Origin of the sequence: Lentzea sp. NPDC003310 (assembly GCF_040610935.1) — a bacterium.
Classification (GTDB): domain Bacteria; phylum Actinomycetota; class Actinomycetes; order Mycobacteriales; family Pseudonocardiaceae; genus Lentzea.
In genome coordinates, this window is record NZ_JBEXNC010000019.1 from 205572 (window position 1) to 222426 (window position 16855).

Annotated in this window: 16 protein-coding genes; 10 read left to right on the plus strand and 6 right to left on the minus strand. The window is 70.1% G+C overall.

The features are described from left to right. From ABZX02_RS34795 to ABZX02_RS34830, 8 genes are all read left to right on the plus strand, one after another. Positions 1–600, plus strand: a complete 600-nt coding sequence (locus tag ABZX02_RS34795; protein ID WP_355304755.1) for a hypothetical protein — start codon at positions 1–3, stop codon at positions 598–600. 3 nt (positions 601–603) lie between these two features. Continuing rightward, entirely contained in the window at positions 604–1605 is a 1002-nt protein-coding gene (locus ABZX02_RS34800; RefSeq protein ID WP_355304757.1) for a C40 family peptidase, read from the plus strand. 18 nt (positions 1606–1623) lie between these two features. Then, positions 1624–2097 (plus strand): hypothetical protein, encoded by a 474-nt coding sequence (locus ABZX02_RS34805; protein WP_355304759.1) that lies wholly within the window; start codon positions 1624–1626, stop codon positions 2095–2097. Further along, the gene (locus ABZX02_RS34810) at positions 2094–2288 is read left to right on the plus strand and encodes a hypothetical protein (protein ID WP_030481005.1); all 195 of its coding nucleotides are present in this window, start codon (positions 2094–2096) and stop codon (positions 2286–2288) included. Before ABZX02_RS34805 ends, ABZX02_RS34810 begins: the two co-directional genes overlap by 4 nt. 23 nt (positions 2289–2311) lie before the next feature. After that, complete coding sequence (locus ABZX02_RS34815; RefSeq protein ID WP_355304761.1) at positions 2312–3718, plus strand: RNB domain-containing ribonuclease; 1407 nt, start codon at positions 2312–2314, stop codon at positions 3716–3718. Between the two features lie 534 nt (positions 3719–4252). Further along, a complete protein-coding gene (gene npdG, locus ABZX02_RS34820; RefSeq protein ID WP_355304763.1) occupies positions 4253–4921 on the plus strand; it encodes an NADPH-dependent F420 reductase in 669 nt (222 codons plus the stop codon). Then, on the plus strand, positions 4921–5682 hold the full coding sequence (locus ABZX02_RS34825) for a helical backbone metal receptor (RefSeq protein WP_355304765.1): 762 nt from the start codon (positions 4921–4923) through the stop codon (positions 5680–5682). The genes npdG and ABZX02_RS34825 overlap by 1 nt, the downstream gene beginning before the upstream one ends. A 50-nt stretch (positions 5683–5732) precedes the next feature. Beyond that, complete coding sequence (locus ABZX02_RS34830) at positions 5733–6158, plus strand: ricin-type beta-trefoil lectin domain protein (protein WP_355304767.1); 426 nt, start codon at positions 5733–5735, stop codon at positions 6156–6158. Here ABZX02_RS34830 and pip read toward each other — a convergent pair. Next, positions 6155–7096 carry a prolyl aminopeptidase gene (gene pip, locus ABZX02_RS34835; RefSeq protein ID WP_355304769.1) on the minus strand — a complete coding sequence of 314 codons (942 nt, stop codon included), beginning with the start codon at positions 7094–7096 and terminating at the stop codon, positions 6155–6157. The two genes, ABZX02_RS34830 and pip, sit on opposite strands and share 4 nt — an antisense overlap. Positions 7097–7114: 18 nt before the next feature. Here pip and ABZX02_RS34840 point away from each other — a divergent pair, with 18 nt between their 5' ends. Next, positions 7115–7972, plus strand: coding sequence for a glutathione S-transferase C-terminal domain-containing protein (locus ABZX02_RS34840; RefSeq protein WP_355304770.1), 858 nt, complete (start codon positions 7115–7117; stop codon positions 7970–7972). A 10-nt stretch (positions 7973–7982) separates the two neighbouring features. Here the strand turns inward: ABZX02_RS34840 and panB are convergent, their stop codons facing one another. Then, positions 7983–8837: a 3-methyl-2-oxobutanoate hydroxymethyltransferase gene (gene panB, locus ABZX02_RS34845; protein ID WP_355304772.1), complete on the minus strand. Its 855-nt coding sequence runs from the start codon at positions 8835–8837 to the stop codon at positions 7983–7985. A 139-nt stretch (positions 8838–8976) separates the two neighbouring features. After that, the gene (locus ABZX02_RS34850) at positions 8977–9816 is read right to left on the minus strand and encodes an alpha/beta hydrolase (protein ID WP_355304774.1); all 840 of its coding nucleotides are present in this window, start codon (positions 9814–9816) and stop codon (positions 8977–8979) included. Between ABZX02_RS34850 and lysX the strand changes: the two genes are divergently transcribed. Next, positions 9778–13080 (plus strand): bifunctional lysylphosphatidylglycerol synthetase/lysine--tRNA ligase LysX, encoded by a 3303-nt coding sequence (lysX, locus tag ABZX02_RS34855; protein WP_355304776.1) that lies wholly within the window; start codon positions 9778–9780, stop codon positions 13078–13080. The genes ABZX02_RS34850 and lysX overlap by 39 nt on opposite strands. A 2-nt stretch (positions 13081–13082) precedes the next feature. Here lysX and ABZX02_RS34860 read toward each other — a convergent pair whose 3' ends face one another. The 3 genes from ABZX02_RS34860 to ABZX02_RS34870 all read right to left on the minus strand — a co-directional run bounded on the left by ABZX02_RS34860 (position 13083) and on the right by ABZX02_RS34870 (position 16838). Then, positions 13083–13730: a response regulator transcription factor gene (locus ABZX02_RS34860; RefSeq protein ID WP_355304778.1), complete on the minus strand. Its 648-nt coding sequence runs from the start codon at positions 13728–13730 to the stop codon at positions 13083–13085. A gap of 5 nt (positions 13731–13735) precedes the next feature. Beyond that, entirely contained in the window at positions 13736–14926 is a 1191-nt protein-coding gene (locus ABZX02_RS34865; RefSeq protein ID WP_355304780.1) for a sensor domain-containing protein, read from the minus strand. Positions 14927–15125: 199 nt separating this feature from the next. Further along, positions 15126–16838 (minus strand): NAD+ synthase, encoded by a 1713-nt coding sequence (locus ABZX02_RS34870; protein WP_355304782.1) that lies wholly within the window; start codon positions 16836–16838, stop codon positions 15126–15128. Between the last annotated feature and the right edge of the window lie 17 nt (positions 16839–16855).

Sequence of the window (16855 nt, forward strand, 5' to 3'; positions counted from 1 at the left end):
GTGCCGATCCGTACCAACCGCGGCCGTGCCGCGGTCTACCGCAGGCTCTGGGGCTGGCCGCTGCGTTCCCCGCGGCACCTGGCCGCCTCGATCATCATCTTCGTGGTGGTCGTGGTCGCGCTCGGCGTGATCATCCCCAAGGTCCTCGACCGCAGGGCCGCCGACCCGAACACGGCGGCCGGGCAGCCCTCGACGTCCTCGCAGGGCACCCAGGTGGGCCAGCTGCCGGCCAGCAGCACGTCGCTGCCGACCAAGGTGCCGGCGCCGTCCAACTCGGCGAAGGCGGCCCCGCCCGCCGCCGACGCGCAGCTGATCGCCGAGCTGTGGGCGGAGACGTGGGTCAAGCCGCCGCCCGACAACGACGTGAACAAGTGGCTCAAGCAGCTCGAGCAGTACACGACCCCCGAGTTCCTCGCGCAGATGGCGACGATCGACCCGCGCAACGTGCCGGACAAGCTCACCGACAAGGTGAAGGCGGTGAAGTCGACGACGTCGTCGATCGACTTCGAGGTCCCCACGGACCTCGGCAAGGTCCGCATCACGCTGGTCAAGGCGCCGGACGGCAAGTGGCGCGTGAACAGCTACACGAAGGTGGACTGAGCCATGCGCGTCATGCTGCTGATCGGGGCGCTGGCGATGATCGTCGTGATCGCGGTGGCGACGTCGGGCGTGTCGCAGGTGGTCAGCAACTCCACGAACCCCGCCGCGGGCGCGAACCTCATGCGGATGAGCTGCAACGCGGCCATCGGCCCGTGGGACGCGGGCAACGGCGACAAGGGCCGGCACGACGCGTCGCGCCTCAACGACGAGCAGCGCAACATCGTCGGGCGGATCATCTCCATCGGCCAGGAGCGCAAGCTGCCGCCGCTCGCGTGGCAGATCGCGATCCAGGCGGGCATGACCGAGTCGGGCCTGCGCCCGTTGAACTACGGCGACCGCGACTCGCTGGGCATCTTCCAGATGCGGCCGTCGATGGGCTGGGGCACCCCGGCCGAGGTGACCGACCCGACGTACGCGATCAACAAGTTCTACGACGTGCTGCTGAAGGTGCCGGACTGGGAGAACAAGCGCCCCGGTGACTCGGCGCAGGCGGTGGAGCGGTCGGCGTACCCGGACCGGTACCACAACTGGGAGGCCATGGCGGCGTTCCTGCTCGGCGAGCTGGGCTCGATCACGGACCCGGCGGGCTGCGGCTCGGGCGCGGGGGAGTTCCTGCTGGCGTCGAACGCGGCGGGCATCGCGATCCAGTTCACCAAGGAACAGCTGGGCGAGCCGTACCTGTGGGGCGGCAACGGCCCGGACGCGTGGGACTGCTCCGGCATCCTGGTCAAGGCGTTCGGCGCGGCCGGGGTGCAGATCCCCCGCGTGGCGAACGACCAGTACGAGAAGGGCGGCGCCCACCTCCCGGTGCGCGAGGCCCAGGCAGGCGACCTGATCTTCTGGGCGACCGACACGTCGAACCCGCGCACGGTGCACCACGTGGCCATGTACCTCGGCGGTGACGAGTACATCCACGCACCTCAAACGGGTGATGTCGTGAAGATCAGCAAGATCAACTGGGATTATTACGAGTTGATGCCGCTGGCCGTCCGGCCGGGCGTGTAGATCGCGGGGAGGCGCTGCATGTTCAACCACGACCCCATCCCGAGGCCTTCCGGACCGCCCGCGTCGAGCACTCCGGTGCGTGACTACATGGCGGCCGGTGCTCCGGGAGTCTCCGGCGACTACGTGGTGATCCCACGTGCGCTGGCCGAGGCGATGCCGTTGCCGTTCCAGCAGCACCTGGTGCACCTGCTGGCGGACTTCCACCGCACGTACGGCCACCTGAAGTGGCCGGTCTACCGCGTGGTGCCGTCACGCTACGAGAAGCTGGCCGACCTCGACGAGGAACAGCTCGCGGAGGTCGGCGCGATCATGGAGATCGACTCCGACGGTTCGCTCGTCTACCGGGACCGCTCCGGACGTAAGATCGAGAACGCCGAAGACCGCACGGTGCTGGTCTCGTGTTTGGACCCGATCCCGTCGGAGTACGCCAACGCCAACCAGTCCACGCCGCCGCGGGGATTCCCGGCGCCATTGGGAGGCGAACGCGTATGAGTGACAGCAGCGGTTGGTACTTCTGCCTGACCCACCAGACGGTGGAGCAGGGCAAGGGCTGCAAGGGCCCGGACCGCATGGGCCCGTACCCGGACGAGGCCACCGCGGCCCGCGCCCTGGAGATCGCCAGGGAACGGACCAAGGCGGCCGACGAGTCCGACAAGAAGTGGCGCGGCGACGACGAGGACTGACGGCGGGTCCTTAGTCTGTGCGGGTGGCTTCCCTGGTGATCCGCACGGGCCGTGCCGACCTGTCCTTCGACGGTATCCGCACCGAGTTCGACCTGCCGCCGGCGTTCCCGCCGGACGTGCTGGCCGAGGCTGAGGAGGCGGTCTCCCGGGACCCGGGAGACCGCCCCGACCTCACCTCGATCCCGCTGGTGACGATCGACCCACCGGGCGCGAAAGACCTGGACCAGGCCCTCTGCGTGGAACGCACCGCAGACGGCTTCACCGTCCACTACGCCATCGCCGACCTGGGCCTCTTCGTCACCCCGGGCGGCGCCCTCGACACCGAGGTCCGCGACCGCGGCCAGACCCTCTACCTCCCGGACGGCAAGGTCCCCCTGCACCCCACGGTCCTGTCCGAGGGAGCAGCCTCCCTGCTCCCGAACGTGACGCGCCCGGCGGTCCTGTGGACCTTCACGTGCGACACCGACGCCATCCCGACCGAAGTGCAGGTCCGCAGGGCCCTGGTCCGCTCCACAGCGCAGTTCGACTACGAGAGCGTCCAGCACTCGTTCGACCAGGGCACCCCACACCCGTCCGTGGCAGCCCTGGCCGAGTTCGGCCCCCTCCGCCGCGCCTACGCCCGCAAGAGGGGCGCCATCGAACTCCAACTCCCCGAACAGGAGATCGAGCAGCACGGCGAGGGCTGGAAACTGGTGACCCGCCCTCGAACCGACGTCGACGCCTGGAACGCCGAGATCTCCCTCATGACGGGCATGGCGGCCGCCGAGATCATGCTGGAGGCGAAGGTCGGCATCCTCCGCACCCTCCCCACCCCGGACGACGACGCGGTCAACTCCCTCCGCAAGTCGGCAGCGGCCCTGAACGTCCCGTGGCCCCCGAACACCTCACCCGGCGCCTTCCTGGCAGACCTCGACCCCACCACCCCGGAAGCCCTGGCCCTGTTCACCGACGCCACCCGCCTGCTCCGAGGAGCGGGCTACTCGGCCTTCACCGGCTCAACCCCCGACCTCGTGACGCACGCAGGCGTAGCCGCCCCGTACACCCACGTCACGGCCCCACTACGCCGCCTCGTGGACCGCTTCGCCACCGAGGTCTGCCTGGCCGTCAAGGCGAACGAGGAACTCCCGCCCTGGCTGTCCGAGGCCCTCCCACAACTGCCGTCGCTGATGGGCTCGTCCGACTCGCTGGCGGCCAAAGTGGACCGCGCGGCCACAGACCAGGTCGAAGCCTGGGTCCTGGCAGACCACGTGGGCACGGAGTTCGACGCCGTCGTGCTCCGCGCAGGCGACACCGAGGGCGACATCTTCGTGTCCGAGCCGCCGGTGCTGGCGAAGTGCACGGGCAAGAACCTCCCGGAAGGCGAGAAGATCCGAGTCCGCCTGGCAGAGGCAGACCCGGTGAAACGCAAGGTCCGCTTCGACAAGGCGTGAACCAAAGAGACACCGCCTCACGCGATGGCGAAGCCGAGGCGTGTAAGCACTGGACCTCGGTCAAGCGGGCATGGCGCGATGGCGAAGCCGAGGCGTGTGACTGATGGGCCTCAGTGCAAGCGGTGGTGACGCGACCACGACGGCGATTGGGGCTTGACTTTGGGTGCGAGGCCTTAAACTTGACCCTCGGCCGGGCTGTTCAGACCCGGCTTTTCTGGGCCGAGGAAGGCCTCGCAAGGGCCCCGAAGTCAAGCCCCAATCGCGATCGTCGCGAAGCGGCGATGTCCGGCACCGGCTCGGTACGAGCAAAGGTGACCACGCTGGAAGGCGACGGGACGCGCGGCCAAAGGCGACCACCCTCGCAAGGCAACGGGTCGCACGGCAGCCGCCCACCCCGCTGGAACAGGCGCCAGCCCACGCAACCCGACCCGCACGGCCGCAGGCCGCCCGCCCAACGCACCCCAACCACCCCCCACACCCGGACAAAGGTCACTCACCCAACCCCCACCCCACCCCGCGTGTGAAGATGCACAGGTGACTGACATTCGCGATCTCACAGTCGGCGTCCTGGGCGGCACCGGAGCCCAGGGCAAGGGCCTCGCCATCCGCTGGGCGAACGCAGGCGTCAAGGTGGTCATCGGCTCCCGCAGCGCGGACCGGGCCGAACAAGCCGCCAAGGAGATCACCGAGATCGCCGGCGGCGACGTCCGGGGCGCGGACAACGCCGACACCGCCGCCGACTCGGACATCGTCCTGATCGCGGTCCCCTGGGACGGCCACGGCGACCTCCTGACGAGCCTGCGCGACCAGCTCGCCGGCAAGATCGTCATCGACTGCGTGAACCCGCTCGGCTTCGACAAGCAGGGCCCGTTCGCCCTCCCCGTCGCCGAGGGCAGTGCCGCGCAGCAGGCCGAGCTCCTCCTGCCCGAGTCCCGCGTGACCGCCGCGTTCCACCACGTCTCCGCCGTCCTGCTGGCCGACCTGGCGAACGTGTCCGAAGTGGACATGGACGTCCTCGTGCTGGGCGACGACCGCGAGGCCACCGACACCGTGCGCGCGCTGGCCGAGCTGGTCCCGGGCTTCCGGGGCGTGTACGGCGGCCGGCTGCGCAACGCCCACCAGGTCGAGGCCTTCACCGCGAACCTCATCGCGGTCAACCGCCGCTACAAGACCCACGCCGGCCTGAAGATCACGGGCGTCTGATGCTGCCCGTCGACGACCTCGGTGAGCCGGTCGCGCTGGACCAGCCGCGCAGGGTGGTCAGTCTGGTGCCGTCGATCACCGAGGCCGTCGCGGTCTCCAAGCCCGAAGCGCTGCACGGCGCGACGGACTACTGCACCCACCCCGCGGACCTCGACGTCCCGAGGGTGGGCGGCTCGAAGTACCCGGACATCGACAAGGTGCTCGCCCTCTCCCCGGACCTGGTGATCGCGAACTCCGAGGAGAACCGCCCGGAGGACGTGGACCGGTTGCGCGCCAACGGCGTCAACGTCTGGGTGACCGAGGCGCCGAAGACGGTTCCGATGGCCCTCGCCTCCCTCAAACGCCTCTTCGCCACCGCCTGGGACCTCGAACCGGACTGGCTCACCAAGGCCGAAACCCTCTGGGCCACAACGGAACCGGTGCGGCTCACCGCCCTGGTCCCGGTCTGGCGCAGGCCGTGGGTCGTGGTCGGCCGGGACACGTTCGCGACGGACGTGCTGCGGCGCCTGGGCATCGAGAACGTCTACGCGACCCACGAGGAGCGCTACCCGCGGCCGAGTCTCGACGAGCTGAACGAGAAGCGCCCGGACCTGGTGATCCTGCCGGACGAGCCGTACGTGTTCACCCACGAGGACGGCCCGGAGAGCTTCCCCGGCCTGCCGTACGTGCTCGTCAACGGCCGGCACCTCACCTGGTACGGGCCTTCGCTCGTGGAAGCAAAGCCTTCTCTCGCCAGGGCACTCGCCTACGGCCAGGGTTGACAACCACGGGTTGATTCGCGGAACCCGGCGCGCTGCCAGGATTCGTGCCCATGGGGAAACTAGCCGCGATCATCGCGGGCACCGCTGCCACCGTCACGCTGACCGCCGTCCCGGCGAGCGCCGAGCCGGTGGTCGTCTACCAGCTCGCGGGCACCACCCGCTGCCTGGCCGACACCGGCAGCAACGTCGTTCTCAAGCCGTGCAACGAGATCGCCGACGACCAGCGCTGGATCGTGCCGATCAGCGGTGGTGTCGACTGGCCGCACAACATCGCCACCGACAAGTGCCTCGGCGCGACCACGTCCGGTGACGTGCTCGGCCAGAGCTGCACGTCGAGCTCGGGGCAGCGGTGGCGCCGGGTGCCGGCGGGGAGCTCGTTCCAGCTCCGCAACGCGGGCAACGGCAAGTGCCTCACCGCCCAGGTGACGCTCGCCGCCTGCACGACGGCGAGCGCCAAGTGGAACGGCCTGCGCTAGTCGCGGAACCGGTCCGTCGCCGCCAGCAACGCGGCCAGGACGCCGGGCTCGTCGTACGCGTGCCCGGCGTCCGGCACGATCACCAGCTCCGACTCGGGCCACGCCTTGTGCAGGTCCCACGCCGACACGGCCGGCGTCGCGACGTCGTACCGCCCCTGCACGATCACGCCCGGGATGTCCTTCAACCGTCCGGCGTCCCGGATCAGCTGCCCCTCCTCGAACCACCCCCGGTTCAGGAAGTAGTGGTTCTCGATCCGCGCGAACGCCAGCGCGTACTCCGGCACCGCGAACTCCGCCACCAGTTCCGGCCGCGGCAGCAACGTCACCGTCGCGCCCTCCCAGGTGCTCCACGCGACGGCGGCCGGTCCGTGCACCGACGGGTCGTCCGAGGCCAGCAGCTTCGCGTACAGCTCGACCGGGTCGCCCGAGAGCCCGGCCAGCGGCTCCACGAATTTCTCCCACAGGTCCGGGAACAGGTTCGCCGCGCCGCCGCGGTAGTACCAGTCCACTTCGGACGAACGCAGCGTGAAGATCCCGCGCAGCACCAGTTCCGACACGCGCGACGGGTGCGTCTCGGCGTACGCCAGGGCCAGCGTCGAGCCCCACGACCCGCCGAACACCTGCCACCGCTCGATCCCCAGCGAGGTCCGCAGCAGCTCCATGTCGGCCACGAGGTGCCAGGTCGTGTTCAGGGACAGGTCACCGGTCGTGGACGCGTGCGGCAGCGACCGCCCGCACCCGCGCTGGTCGAACAGGACGATCCGGTAGGCGGACGGGTCGAACAACCGCCGGTGCGCGGGGGAGCAGCCGCCGCCGGGACCGCCGTGCAGGAACACGACCGGCTTGCCGGCAGGGTTGCCGCACTCCTCCCAGTACACGAGGTTGCCGTCACCGGTGTCCAGATGGCCTGACGCGTGGGGCGCGATCTCCGGGTACATGGGCTTATGGTCGACCACATGGCGCAGTTCGCGAAGGAGACCTCCACCACGGGGGCGTTCGTCCGGCAACCGAACCGCTTCACCGCGCGGCCCGAACCCGAGCCGGGCCGCTACCGGCTCGTGGTCAGCCTCGCCTGTCCCTGGGCGCACCGCGCGATCATCGTGCGCAAGCTGCTGAACCTCGAGGACGACATCTCGCTGGCCGTGGTCGACCCGATCCGCGACGAGAAGGGCTGGCGCTTCCCCGAGACCGACCCCGTCCTCGGCATCGACTACCTCAAGCAGGCCTACGACAACGCGGACGAGGGCTACGAGGGCCGCGTCACCGTTCCGGCGCTGGTCGACACGACCACGAAGCAGGTCGTCACCAACGACTACCCGCAGCTCACCCTGGACTTCAGCCTGAAGTGGCGCCCGGAGAGCACCCTCTACCCGCAGCACCTGCGCGACGAGATCGACGCCTGGATCGAGCCGATCTTCCACAACGTCAACAACGGCGTCTACAAGGCCGGTTTCGCCACGTCACAGGAGGCGTACGAGGAGGCGTACACGAACCTCTTCGCCGAACTGGACCGCATCGAGGCCCACCTCGCCACGCACACCCACCTGGTGAACGACCAGCTCACCGAGGCCGACATCAGGCTCTGGACCACGCTGGTCCGGTTCGACGCGGTCTACCACGGCCACTTCAAGTGCAACCGGAACAAGCTGAGTGAGATGCCGAACCTGTGGGAGTACGCGAAACGGCTCTACGCGCAGTTCGGCGACACGGTCGACTGGGACCACATCAAGCGCCACTACTACGTGACGCACCACGACATCAACCCGACCGGGATCGTGCCGGCGGGCCCAGACCCGGAGGTCTGGACCCGCTAGACGACAGGACTCAGTGGAAGGTGTGCTCGGGACCGGGGAACTGCTGCCCGCGCACCTCGTTGGCGAACTCCTGCGCGGCGCCGAGCATGATGGTGCCGATGTCCGCGTAGCGCTTCACGAACCGGGGCGCCTTGCCGCGGTTCAGGCCCATCATGTCCTGCCACACCAGCACCTGGGCGTCGGTGTCCGGACCGGCGCCGATGCCCACGGTCGGGATGACCAGGTCGTGCGTGATCTGCTTCGCGACCTCGGCGGTCACCATCTCCAGCACGACCGCGAACGCGCCCGCCTCCTGCACGGCCAGCGCGTCCTGGACCACGACGTCGTGGTTGTCGTGACGACCCTGCACGCGGTAGCCGCCGAGCTGGTGCTCGGACTGCGGGGTGAAGCCGATGTGCGCCATGACCGGGATGCCCGCGGCCGTGATCGCGCGGATGTGCGGTGCGAAGTAGGCGCCGCCCTCCAGCTTCACCGCGTGGGCCTGGCCCTCCTTCATGAACCGGACGGCCGTCGCCACGGCCTGCTCGACCGACACCTGGTAGGAGCCGAACGGCAGGTCAGCGACCACGAGAGAGCGCTTGACGGAACGCGACACGGCGCGCACGAGCGGTACGAGCTCGTCCACGGTGACCGGCAGCGAGGTGTCGTTGCCGTAGACGGTGTTGGACGCCGAGTCGCCGACCAGCAGGACGGGGATGCCCGCTTCGTCGAAGATCTGGGCGGTGAAGGTGTCGTACGAGGTGAGCATGGGCCACGCCTCGCCGCGTTCCTTCATCTCCCGCAGGTGGTGAACGCGAACGCGCTTGGCCGGGGGCTTCTGGCCCGCTCCGGAGCCGTACGGCGCGGAAACTTCGGCAGTGGTCATCGTCGACCGGTCCTTTCCTCGAGGCCCACCTGAGTGGGTCCCCGGGCGCTTTGGTGCACGGTTGCCGAACACCAGAGTGGCACCGTTGGCGACAAACGGAACACCGATGCGGTCACCGTCACACGGCCGTCGCACCGAATCACTCGTCGGGCACGCCCTTGAGCGATTCACGAACTGCCATGACCACGGCGTCGGGCCGGTCCATCTGAATCATGTGCCGGCTACCGGGCACCGGCACGTTGCGTCCCCACGGCACGAGGGCTGCCAACGACGCGTGCTCGGGCCACACCTTCCGTCCGGCCGTGAGCACCAACCAGGGCACACGGGGCAACGGCCGCCGCTTCCGCAGCCGTTCGAGCGTCGCCACCTGACCGGGGTACGACGCGAGCTCCCACAGCACCGCGCGCCCGACGCCGGGCCGCCGGTAGACGAGCTCGACCAGGTCGGACGGGGCCGGGTCGGTCACGCCGAGCGTCGAGACGGCCGTGAGCAGGTTGCGGAAGGAGTGCCCGAACCGCTGGGTGATCCGGGCGCCGAGCCAGCGGCTGCCGATCGCCCGCACGCCCTGCGCCACCACCGCCGAGACGTCGAACGGGGCTCCCGCGCCCGGCGTCTCGGTGTCCGGGTCCAGCAGGACCACGCCGGCGACCCGGTGCGGGCGCAGCCGCGCATAGGCCTCGACGTGCATGGACGCCATCGAGTGCCCGACCAGGACCGCCCGCGGCACCCCGCGCAGCACCGCGTCGAGCACCGCCACCTCGCGGGCGAGCGACGGACCGCGCCGGGCCGGGCCGCTCAGACCGAGTCCCGGCCGGTCGAACACGATCACCCGAGCGTGGGGCGCGAGCAGCCGCACGGTCCGGTCCCAGTCGAACCACGCCCCGCCCAGGCCCGAGCTGAGCACGACGACGGGTGCGTCGACACGCCCGGAGGTCGCGACATGCACCCGCCCGGCCGAAGACGGAATCATGGCGGTCATCAGCTGACCTCGGGAGTGGTAGTGGCACCGGCGTGGAAGTGGAAGACCGCGGGCGCGATCGCGACGATCGTGCAGCTCGCCGGGGTGTTGTCGCTGCTCAGAGTCATCCTGCCGGAGGACAGCTGGTTCACCGACCTCGCCGACGGCATCGGGTACTTCTTCGGCCTGCCGATCGACGGCAACCTGTTCATCGCCATGGTGTTCTTCGTGCTCGGCGCCGCCCTGCGCAGGCACAAGCGAGCAGCGCTGTGGACGCTGCTGCTGTTCCAGTTCACGGGCCTGCTGCTGGTCGGCTTCATCATGGTCATCTTGGCCCTGGCGCCTGAAGAAATCCTGGATCCCGGCGAAGAACCGCATTGGGTGTTTCTGGGCGTGGGCGTCACGACGTCCGTTCTGTTCGTGGCGCTCCTCTTCGCCGTGCGCGAGGCGTTCCCCGCACGGCTCGCACGGGGTGCGTGGCTGCGGGCGCTCGTGTCGTTCGTGCTGGGCATGATCGCGCTGATCGCCGTCGGCTGGGGCCTCACCGAGTTCTTCCCGGGACAGCTGGTCGCGCAGACCGACAAGCTCGCGTGGGCCGCGAACCAGGCCACGGGCGAGGTCGTCCGGCTGGGCCGGCTCGACATCCCCGAGGGCCCGCAGTGGCTGAGCGTCGTGCTCGGCCTGCTCGGCGCGCTGGTCGCGGTCCGGGCGATGTACCTGTTCTTCCGCGGTGTCCGCAGCCAGAGCATGATCACGCCCGACCAGGAGCTCGACGTGCGCCGGCTGCTCGCGGCCGACGGCGAGCCCGACTCGCTGGGCTACTTCGCGACCCGCCGAGACAAGAGCGTGGTCTTCGCGGCGTCCGGCAAGGCCGCGCTGACGTACCGGGTGATCGGCGGCGTCACGCTCGCCTCGGCCGACCCGGTCGGTGACGAGGAGCACTGGCCCGAGGCCGTGCTCGCGTGGCTGGCCGAGGCGCGCACGTACGGGTGGATGCCCGGCGTGCTCGGCGCGTCCGAACGCGGGGCGCAGGTCTACGCCGACGCCGGGCTCAAGGCGCTGGAGATCGGCGACGAGGCGATCCTCGACGTCCGCCGGTTCGTCCTCGCGGGACCGGAGCGCAAAGGGTTGCGCCAAGCGGTCTCGCGCGTCGAACGGGCCGGGTACACCACGCGCGTCCGCCGGCACAGCGAGATCGCACCGGACGAGATGGCGTCCATCCTGGACCTCGCGGAGGCGTGGCGCGGCGCCGAGACCGAACGCGGGTTCTCGATGGCGTTGGGGCGTCTGGGAGATCCGAGTGACGGCCGGTGCGTGATGGTCGAGGCGTACGACGCCTCAGGTGCGTTGCGCGGCTTGTTGTCGTTCGTGCCGTGGGGCCGCCGAGGGGTATCTCTGGACCTGATGCGCCGTGACCGTGCGGCGGAGAACGGCCTCAACGAGTACATGGTCGCCCAGCTCGCGGCTGCCGCCGGACATCTCGGCGTGCAGCGGATCTCGTTGAACTTCGCGATGTTCCGGGCGGTGTTCGAGGAGGGCGAGAAGATCGGCGCCGGCCCGGTGCTGCGGGCGTGGCGGAGCGTGCTGTCGCTCGCCTCGCGGTTCTTCCAGCTGGAGTCGCTGTACCGGTCGAACGCCAAGTACCTGCCGGAGTGGGAGCCGCGCTTCCTCTGCTACCAGCGCTCCCGGTCGTTGCCGCGGGTCAGCATCGCCGCCGGTGTCGCCGAGGGGTTCGTGCCGTCGCTGCGGTCGCTGCGCAAGCGGGCGTTGCAGAAGACGGACGTCAGCGACGAGTTCGCGGCGAAGGTCGCCGAGATCGACTCTCTGCGCGTCGAGCCGAAGACCGTGCGGCGGCCGGAGCAGGTCCGGGTGCGGATCGCGAAGGTCGAACGGCTGGTGGCCGCGGGCGTCGACCCGTACCCGGTCGGCTTCTCCCGCACGGATCTCCTCGCGGGCGCCCGCGAGCGGTTCGGCGAGGAGGTGTCGGTCACCGGACGGGTCGTGGCGTTGCGGGAGATGGGCAGGCTCTGCTTCGCGCGGCTGCGGGACTTCAGCGGCGAGATCCAGCTGATGCTGGCCGTCGACGAGCTGGGGGAGGCGCTGGCGACCTGGAAGTCGGACGTCGACCTCGGCGACCACGTCGGCGTGACCGGGCGCGTGGTCAAGTCCGACCACGGCGAGATCTCCGTGCTGGCGACGTCGTGGACGATGACCGCGAAGTGCCTGCACCCGTTGCCGGACAAGCGGAAGGGCTTCACCGATCCGGAGGCGCGGGTCCGCCAGCGCTACCTCGACCTGGTGGTGAACTCCGACTCCGCGCACCTGCTGAAGCTGCGCAGCGACGTCATCCGCAGCGTGCGGGAGTTCCTGCACGCGCAGGAGTACCTCGAAGTCGAGACGCCGATGCTTCAGGCCGTGCACGGCGGCGCGAACGCACGGCCGTTCGTCACGCACATCAACGCCTACGACATGCGGATGTACCTGCGGATCGCGCCGGAGCTGTACCTCAAGCGCCTCTGCGTCGCGGGCGTGGACCGGGTGTTCGAGCTGAACCGCAACTTCCGCAACGAGGGTGCGGACGCGACGCACAACCCCGAGTTCACGATGCTGGAGGCCTATCAGTCCTATGCGGACTACAGGGTCATGTTGGACCTCGTGCGCGAGTTGATCCAGCACGCGGCGAGGGAGGCCTTCGGTTCCGAGGTTGCGCATAGGCCGGACGGCGTGTTCGACCTGTCGGGGGAGTGGCCGGTGATCCCGGTCTACACGGCGGTCTCCTCGGCGTTGGGCACCTCGATCACCCCGGACACGTCGGTCGCGGACCTGCGCTCACTGCTGTCGGCACGGGGCGTGGAGATCAACGAGGACTGGGACCACGGCCAGCTCGTGCAGGAGGCGTACGACTCGTTCGTCGAGGCTTCGACCGTGGGTCCGACGTTCTACATCGACTTCCCGACCTCGGTGTCGCCGCTGACCCGGCAGCACCGCGTCGACCCGCGCCTGGCCGAGCGGTGGGACCTGGTGGCGTTCGGCGCGGAGATCGGCACGGCGTACTCGGAGCTCACCGACCCGCTGGAGCAGCGGCGCCGGCTGGAGGCGCAGTCGCTGAAGGCCGCGTCCGGTGACGTCGAGGCGATGGAGCTCGACGAGGACTTCCTGCGGGCGCTGGAGCACGGCATGCCGCCGACCGGTGGCCTCGGCATGGGCGTGGACCGGTTGCTGATGATGCTGACCGGCACGTCGATCCGGCAGACCGTGCTCTTCCCGTTCGTCCGTCCCCAGTGACCTCAGCGTTCGAGGTAGGCGAGCACCGCCTGCACGCGGCGGTCTCCCGAGCCGTCCTCGCTGTTGAGGCCGAGCTTCAGGAAGACGTTGCCGATGTGCTTGTGCACGGCTCCCGCGCTGATGACGAGCTTCTCGCCGATGGCCGCGTTGGACAGTCCTTCGGCCATCAGCCCGAGGACCTCGCGTTCGCGCGGTGAGAGCACGCCGAGCGCGTCGTCCGCCTTGCGCCGCACCAGCAGCTGCGACACGACCTCGGGGTCGAGGGCCGTGCCGCCTCTCGCGACGCGGTGCAGCGAGTCGAGGAAGTCCGCGACCTTGCCGACGCGTTCCTTGAGGAGGTAGCCGACGCCGCCGTTCGTGCCGGCCAGCAGTTCGTGCGCGTAGCTCTGCTCGACCCACGCGCTGAGGACCAGCACGGCGAGCTTCGGGTGCCTGCGTCGGGCCTCCACGGCTGCTTTGAGGCCCTCGTCCGTGAACGTCGGTGGCATCCGCACGTCCACAACGGCGATGTCCGGCTCGTGTTCGGCCACGGCATCGAGGAAGTCCACCGGGTTGTCGGTGGCGGCGGCGACTTCGAGACCTTCGTTGCGCAACAACAACGTCAGCCCCTCGCGCAGCAGCGCGTCGTCTTCGGCGATCACGATGCGCACGGGGTTCACCTCCCCACCGGCAGCGTGACGGTGAGCACCGTGGGCCCGCCCTCGGGACTGCTCACGTCCGCACTGCCGTCCAACGCCGCCACCCTGCCGCGAATGCCGTCCAACCCCGTCCCCTGCTTCTCGTCCGCGCCGCCCTTGCCGTCGTCGTGCACGATGACGGTGAGCCGCTCGTTGATCATGTTGAGGCTGACCCACGCCCGCTCCGCACCGCTGTGCTTGGCCACGTTCGTGAGCGCCTCGGCCACCGCGAAGTACGCCGCCGCCTCCACCGCCGCGGGCAACCGCCCGAGGTGGTCGGCCGTGAGCACGCACGGCACCGGGCAGCGCGCCGCCAGCGCCTGGATCGCCCCGTCCAGTCCCAGATCATCCAGCACGGGCGGGTGGATGCTGCGCACGACGTTGCGGAGCTCCTCCAACGCGTCGCCCGCCGCGTCTTGTGCGCGCAACAACGCCTGCAGCGCGTTGTCCGGGTTCTGCTTCAGCGTTCGTTCCGCGATGCCGAGCATCATGACCACGCCGACCAGCTTGTTCTGCGTGCCGTCGTGCAGGTTCCGCTCGATGCGCCGCAACTCGGCCCCGTGCGCCTGCAACGCCGCCGCCCGCGTGGCCACGACCTCGGCGAGCCGCTTCTCCAACGACTCCTTCGGCTGCGCCAGGATCCTCGCCGCCAGCCTCGCGTCGAACGCGGCCAGCCGCGGGAACTGGGTGGCGACCCACGCCAGCACGGCCGCGAGCGGCACGCTGAGCAGCGCCATCGGCCACGAGTCGACGTGGATGCCGAACGAGTTGTCGAACCCGCCGGGCACCACCCACCAGAGCAGCAGCACGAACGGCTGCTGCACCAACGCCCCCGCCACCCCGATCGCGATCGACCCGAGGAACGACCCGATCAGCGCGTTCGTGATCAGCCAGAGCCCTTCCCGCCGGCTCTGCGGGTCGCTCAGCACGCCCTGCGCGCGGTGCAGCCACGGCCCGTCGAGCGGCGGCGGCGACGGCATCTCGACGCCCGTGAAGCGCGCGATCCGGCGCCGGTCGAAGTCCACGATGCGCCGGATCCACGGCGCGGTGACGGGCAGCAACGGCAGGATGACCACGGACAGCAGCAGGACGCCGAGAGCGAGCCACGCCGCGATGGACGTCAACAAGCCCGTCGCGAGGTAGACCAGCGCCGCCCAGATCCGTTTCATGGTGAGAAACGTAGCCGGACGGGGTGCGGGCGCGCGGTGGAGCAGGCTCCACTCCTGCGGACCGGACCCGTCACCCGAGACCGCAGCCTCGTGCCTGCGGCCGGACCCGCCATCCGAGACCACCACCCCGTGCCTGCGACCGGACCCGCCACCAGGGACCACCGCCCCGTTACTACGACCGGCCCGGCACCGAGAGGTGCTAGCCCTCGCGCCACCCGTTCGTGATCGGCAGCCGCCGGTCCCGCCCGAACGCCTTGTTCGAGATCTTCGTGCCCGGCGGGTACTGCCGGCGCTTGTACTCGGCCTTGTCGACCATCCGCAGCACCCGGTCCACCAGCTCCGGCGCGTGCCCGGCGGCCAGCAGCGCGTCGTAGCCCTTGTCGTCGTGGACGTATTCGTCCAGCAGGGCGTCGAGCACCTCGTAGTCCGGCAGCGAGTCGGTGTCGACCTGGCCGGGCCGCAGCTCGGCCGACGGCGGCTTGACGATCGAGTTCTCCGGGATCGGCGGGGTCTCGCCGCGCTTCTCCGCCTCGGCGTTGCGCCACTTCGCGAGGTCCCAGACCAGGGTCTTCAGCACGTCCTTGATCGGGGCGTAGCCGCCGACCGCGTCGCCGTAGATGGTCGAGTAGCCCACCGCGAGCTCGGACTTGTTGCCCGTCGCGAGCACCAGGTGGCCGTGCTGGTTCGACAACGCCATCAGCAGCATGCCGCGGCACCGCGCCTGGATGTTCTCCTCGGCGAGGCCCGTGAGCTTCAGCTGCGAGACGTACACGTCGACCATCGCGCCGATGGGCTCGGTGGTGAAGTGCAGACCCGTGCGCACGGCCATGTCCGAGGCGTCCGAACGCGAGTGCTCGGACGAGTACGAGGACGGCATCGAGACGCCGTAGACCTTGTCGGCACCGAGAGCGTCCACGGCCAGTGCGGCCACCACGGCGGAGTCGATGCCACCGGACAGACCGAGCACCACGGACTGGAAGCCGTTCTTGTGCACATAGTCGCGCAGGCCCGTCACGAGCGCGTGCCACACCTCTGCCTCATCGGACAGCGGCTCGAACACGCGAGGGGAGGGCAACGGCTCGTACGCCGGCACCGCGTCCGAGAGGAACACACGGCGCACGTAGAAGTCGCCGATCTGGCCCTGCTCGTACTCGCGGCCGCCCGGCAGGTCGAAGTCGACGAACATCATGTGCTCGACGAACTGCGGCGCGCGGCCGACGAGGCGGCCCTCGGCCGACACGACCAGCGAGTCGCCGTCGAACACCAGCTCGTCCTGGCCGCCGACCAGGTTGCAGTAGGCGAGGGGCGCGCCGGCCTCGGCGGCGCGGCGGGCGCCCAGCGGCAGCCGCAGGTCGTCCTTGTTGCGCTCGTACGGCGAGGCGTTGGGCGAGACCACGACGTCGACGCCGGCGTCACCGAGAGCGGTGATCGGGCCGCCGTCCTGCCACAGGTCCTCGCAGATCACCAGGCCGACCTCGACGCCGTTGATCCGCACGATGTCGAGCGACGACCCCGGCTTGAAGTACCGGCGCTCGTCGAACACGCCGTAGTTGGGCAGGTGGTGCTTGCTCTGCCGCGCGACGACCCGGCCGCCGTGCAGCACGGCGGCGGCGTTGCGCGGGCCGACGGAGTCGTGCTCCAGGTACCCGACGACGGCGGCGACCTCGCCGAGCCCCGCGGCCTCCAGCGACCCGGCGAGGGTCTCCAGCGCCTGGGACGACGCCCGCGCGAACGACGTGCGGATCGCGAGGTCCTCGACCGGGTAGCCGGTCAGCACCATCTCGGGGAACACGACCAGGTGCGCGCCGCCCTCACGGGCCTTGCGCGTCCACTCCACGACCAGCGAAGCGTTGCCCTCGAGATCGCCGACAGTGGCGTTGACCTGGGCGAGCGCGATCCGAAGCTGCGGCATGCCCTCATCATCTCCCA

What these genes read in the sequence shown, in the direction of transcription:
- ABZX02_RS34800 (WP_355304757.1), top strand. Translation starts at nt 604, where the DNA reads ATGCGCGTCATGCTGCTGATCGGGGCGCTGGCGATGATCGTCGTGATC.
- ABZX02_RS34805 (WP_355304759.1), top strand. Translation starts at nt 1,624, where the DNA reads ATGTTCAACCACGACCCCATCCCGAGGCCTTCCGGACCGCCCGCGTCG.
- ABZX02_RS34810 (WP_030481005.1), top strand. Translation starts at nt 2,094, where the DNA reads ATGAGTGACAGCAGCGGTTGGTACTTCTGCCTGACCCACCAGACGGTG.
- ABZX02_RS34825 (WP_355304765.1), top strand. Translation starts at nt 4,921, where the DNA reads ATGCTGCCCGTCGACGACCTCGGTGAGCCGGTCGCGCTGGACCAGCCG.
- ABZX02_RS34830 (WP_355304767.1), top strand. Translation starts at nt 5,733, where the DNA reads ATGGGGAAACTAGCCGCGATCATCGCGGGCACCGCTGCCACCGTCACG.
- pip (WP_355304769.1), bottom strand. Translation starts at nt 7,096, where the DNA reads ATGTACCCGGAGATCGCGCCCCACGCGTCAGGCCATCTGGACACCGGT.
- ABZX02_RS34840 (WP_355304770.1), top strand. Translation starts at nt 7,115, where the DNA reads ATGGCGCAGTTCGCGAAGGAGACCTCCACCACGGGGGCGTTCGTCCGG.
- panB (WP_355304772.1), bottom strand. Translation starts at nt 8,837, where the DNA reads ATGACCACTGCCGAAGTTTCCGCGCCGTACGGCTCCGGAGCGGGCCAG.
- lysX (WP_355304776.1), top strand. Translation starts at nt 9,778, where the DNA reads ATGCACCCGCCCGGCCGAAGACGGAATCATGGCGGTCATCAGCTGACC.
- ABZX02_RS34850 (WP_355304774.1), bottom strand. Translation starts at nt 9,816, where the DNA reads ATGACCGCCATGATTCCGTCTTCGGCCGGGCGGGTGCATGTCGCGACC.
- ABZX02_RS34865 (WP_355304780.1), bottom strand. Translation starts at nt 14,926, where the DNA reads ATGAAACGGATCTGGGCGGCGCTGGTCTACCTCGCGACGGGCTTGTTG.
- ABZX02_RS34870 (WP_355304782.1), bottom strand. Translation starts at nt 16,838, where the DNA reads ATGCCGCAGCTTCGGATCGCGCTCGCCCAGGTCAACGCCACTGTCGGC.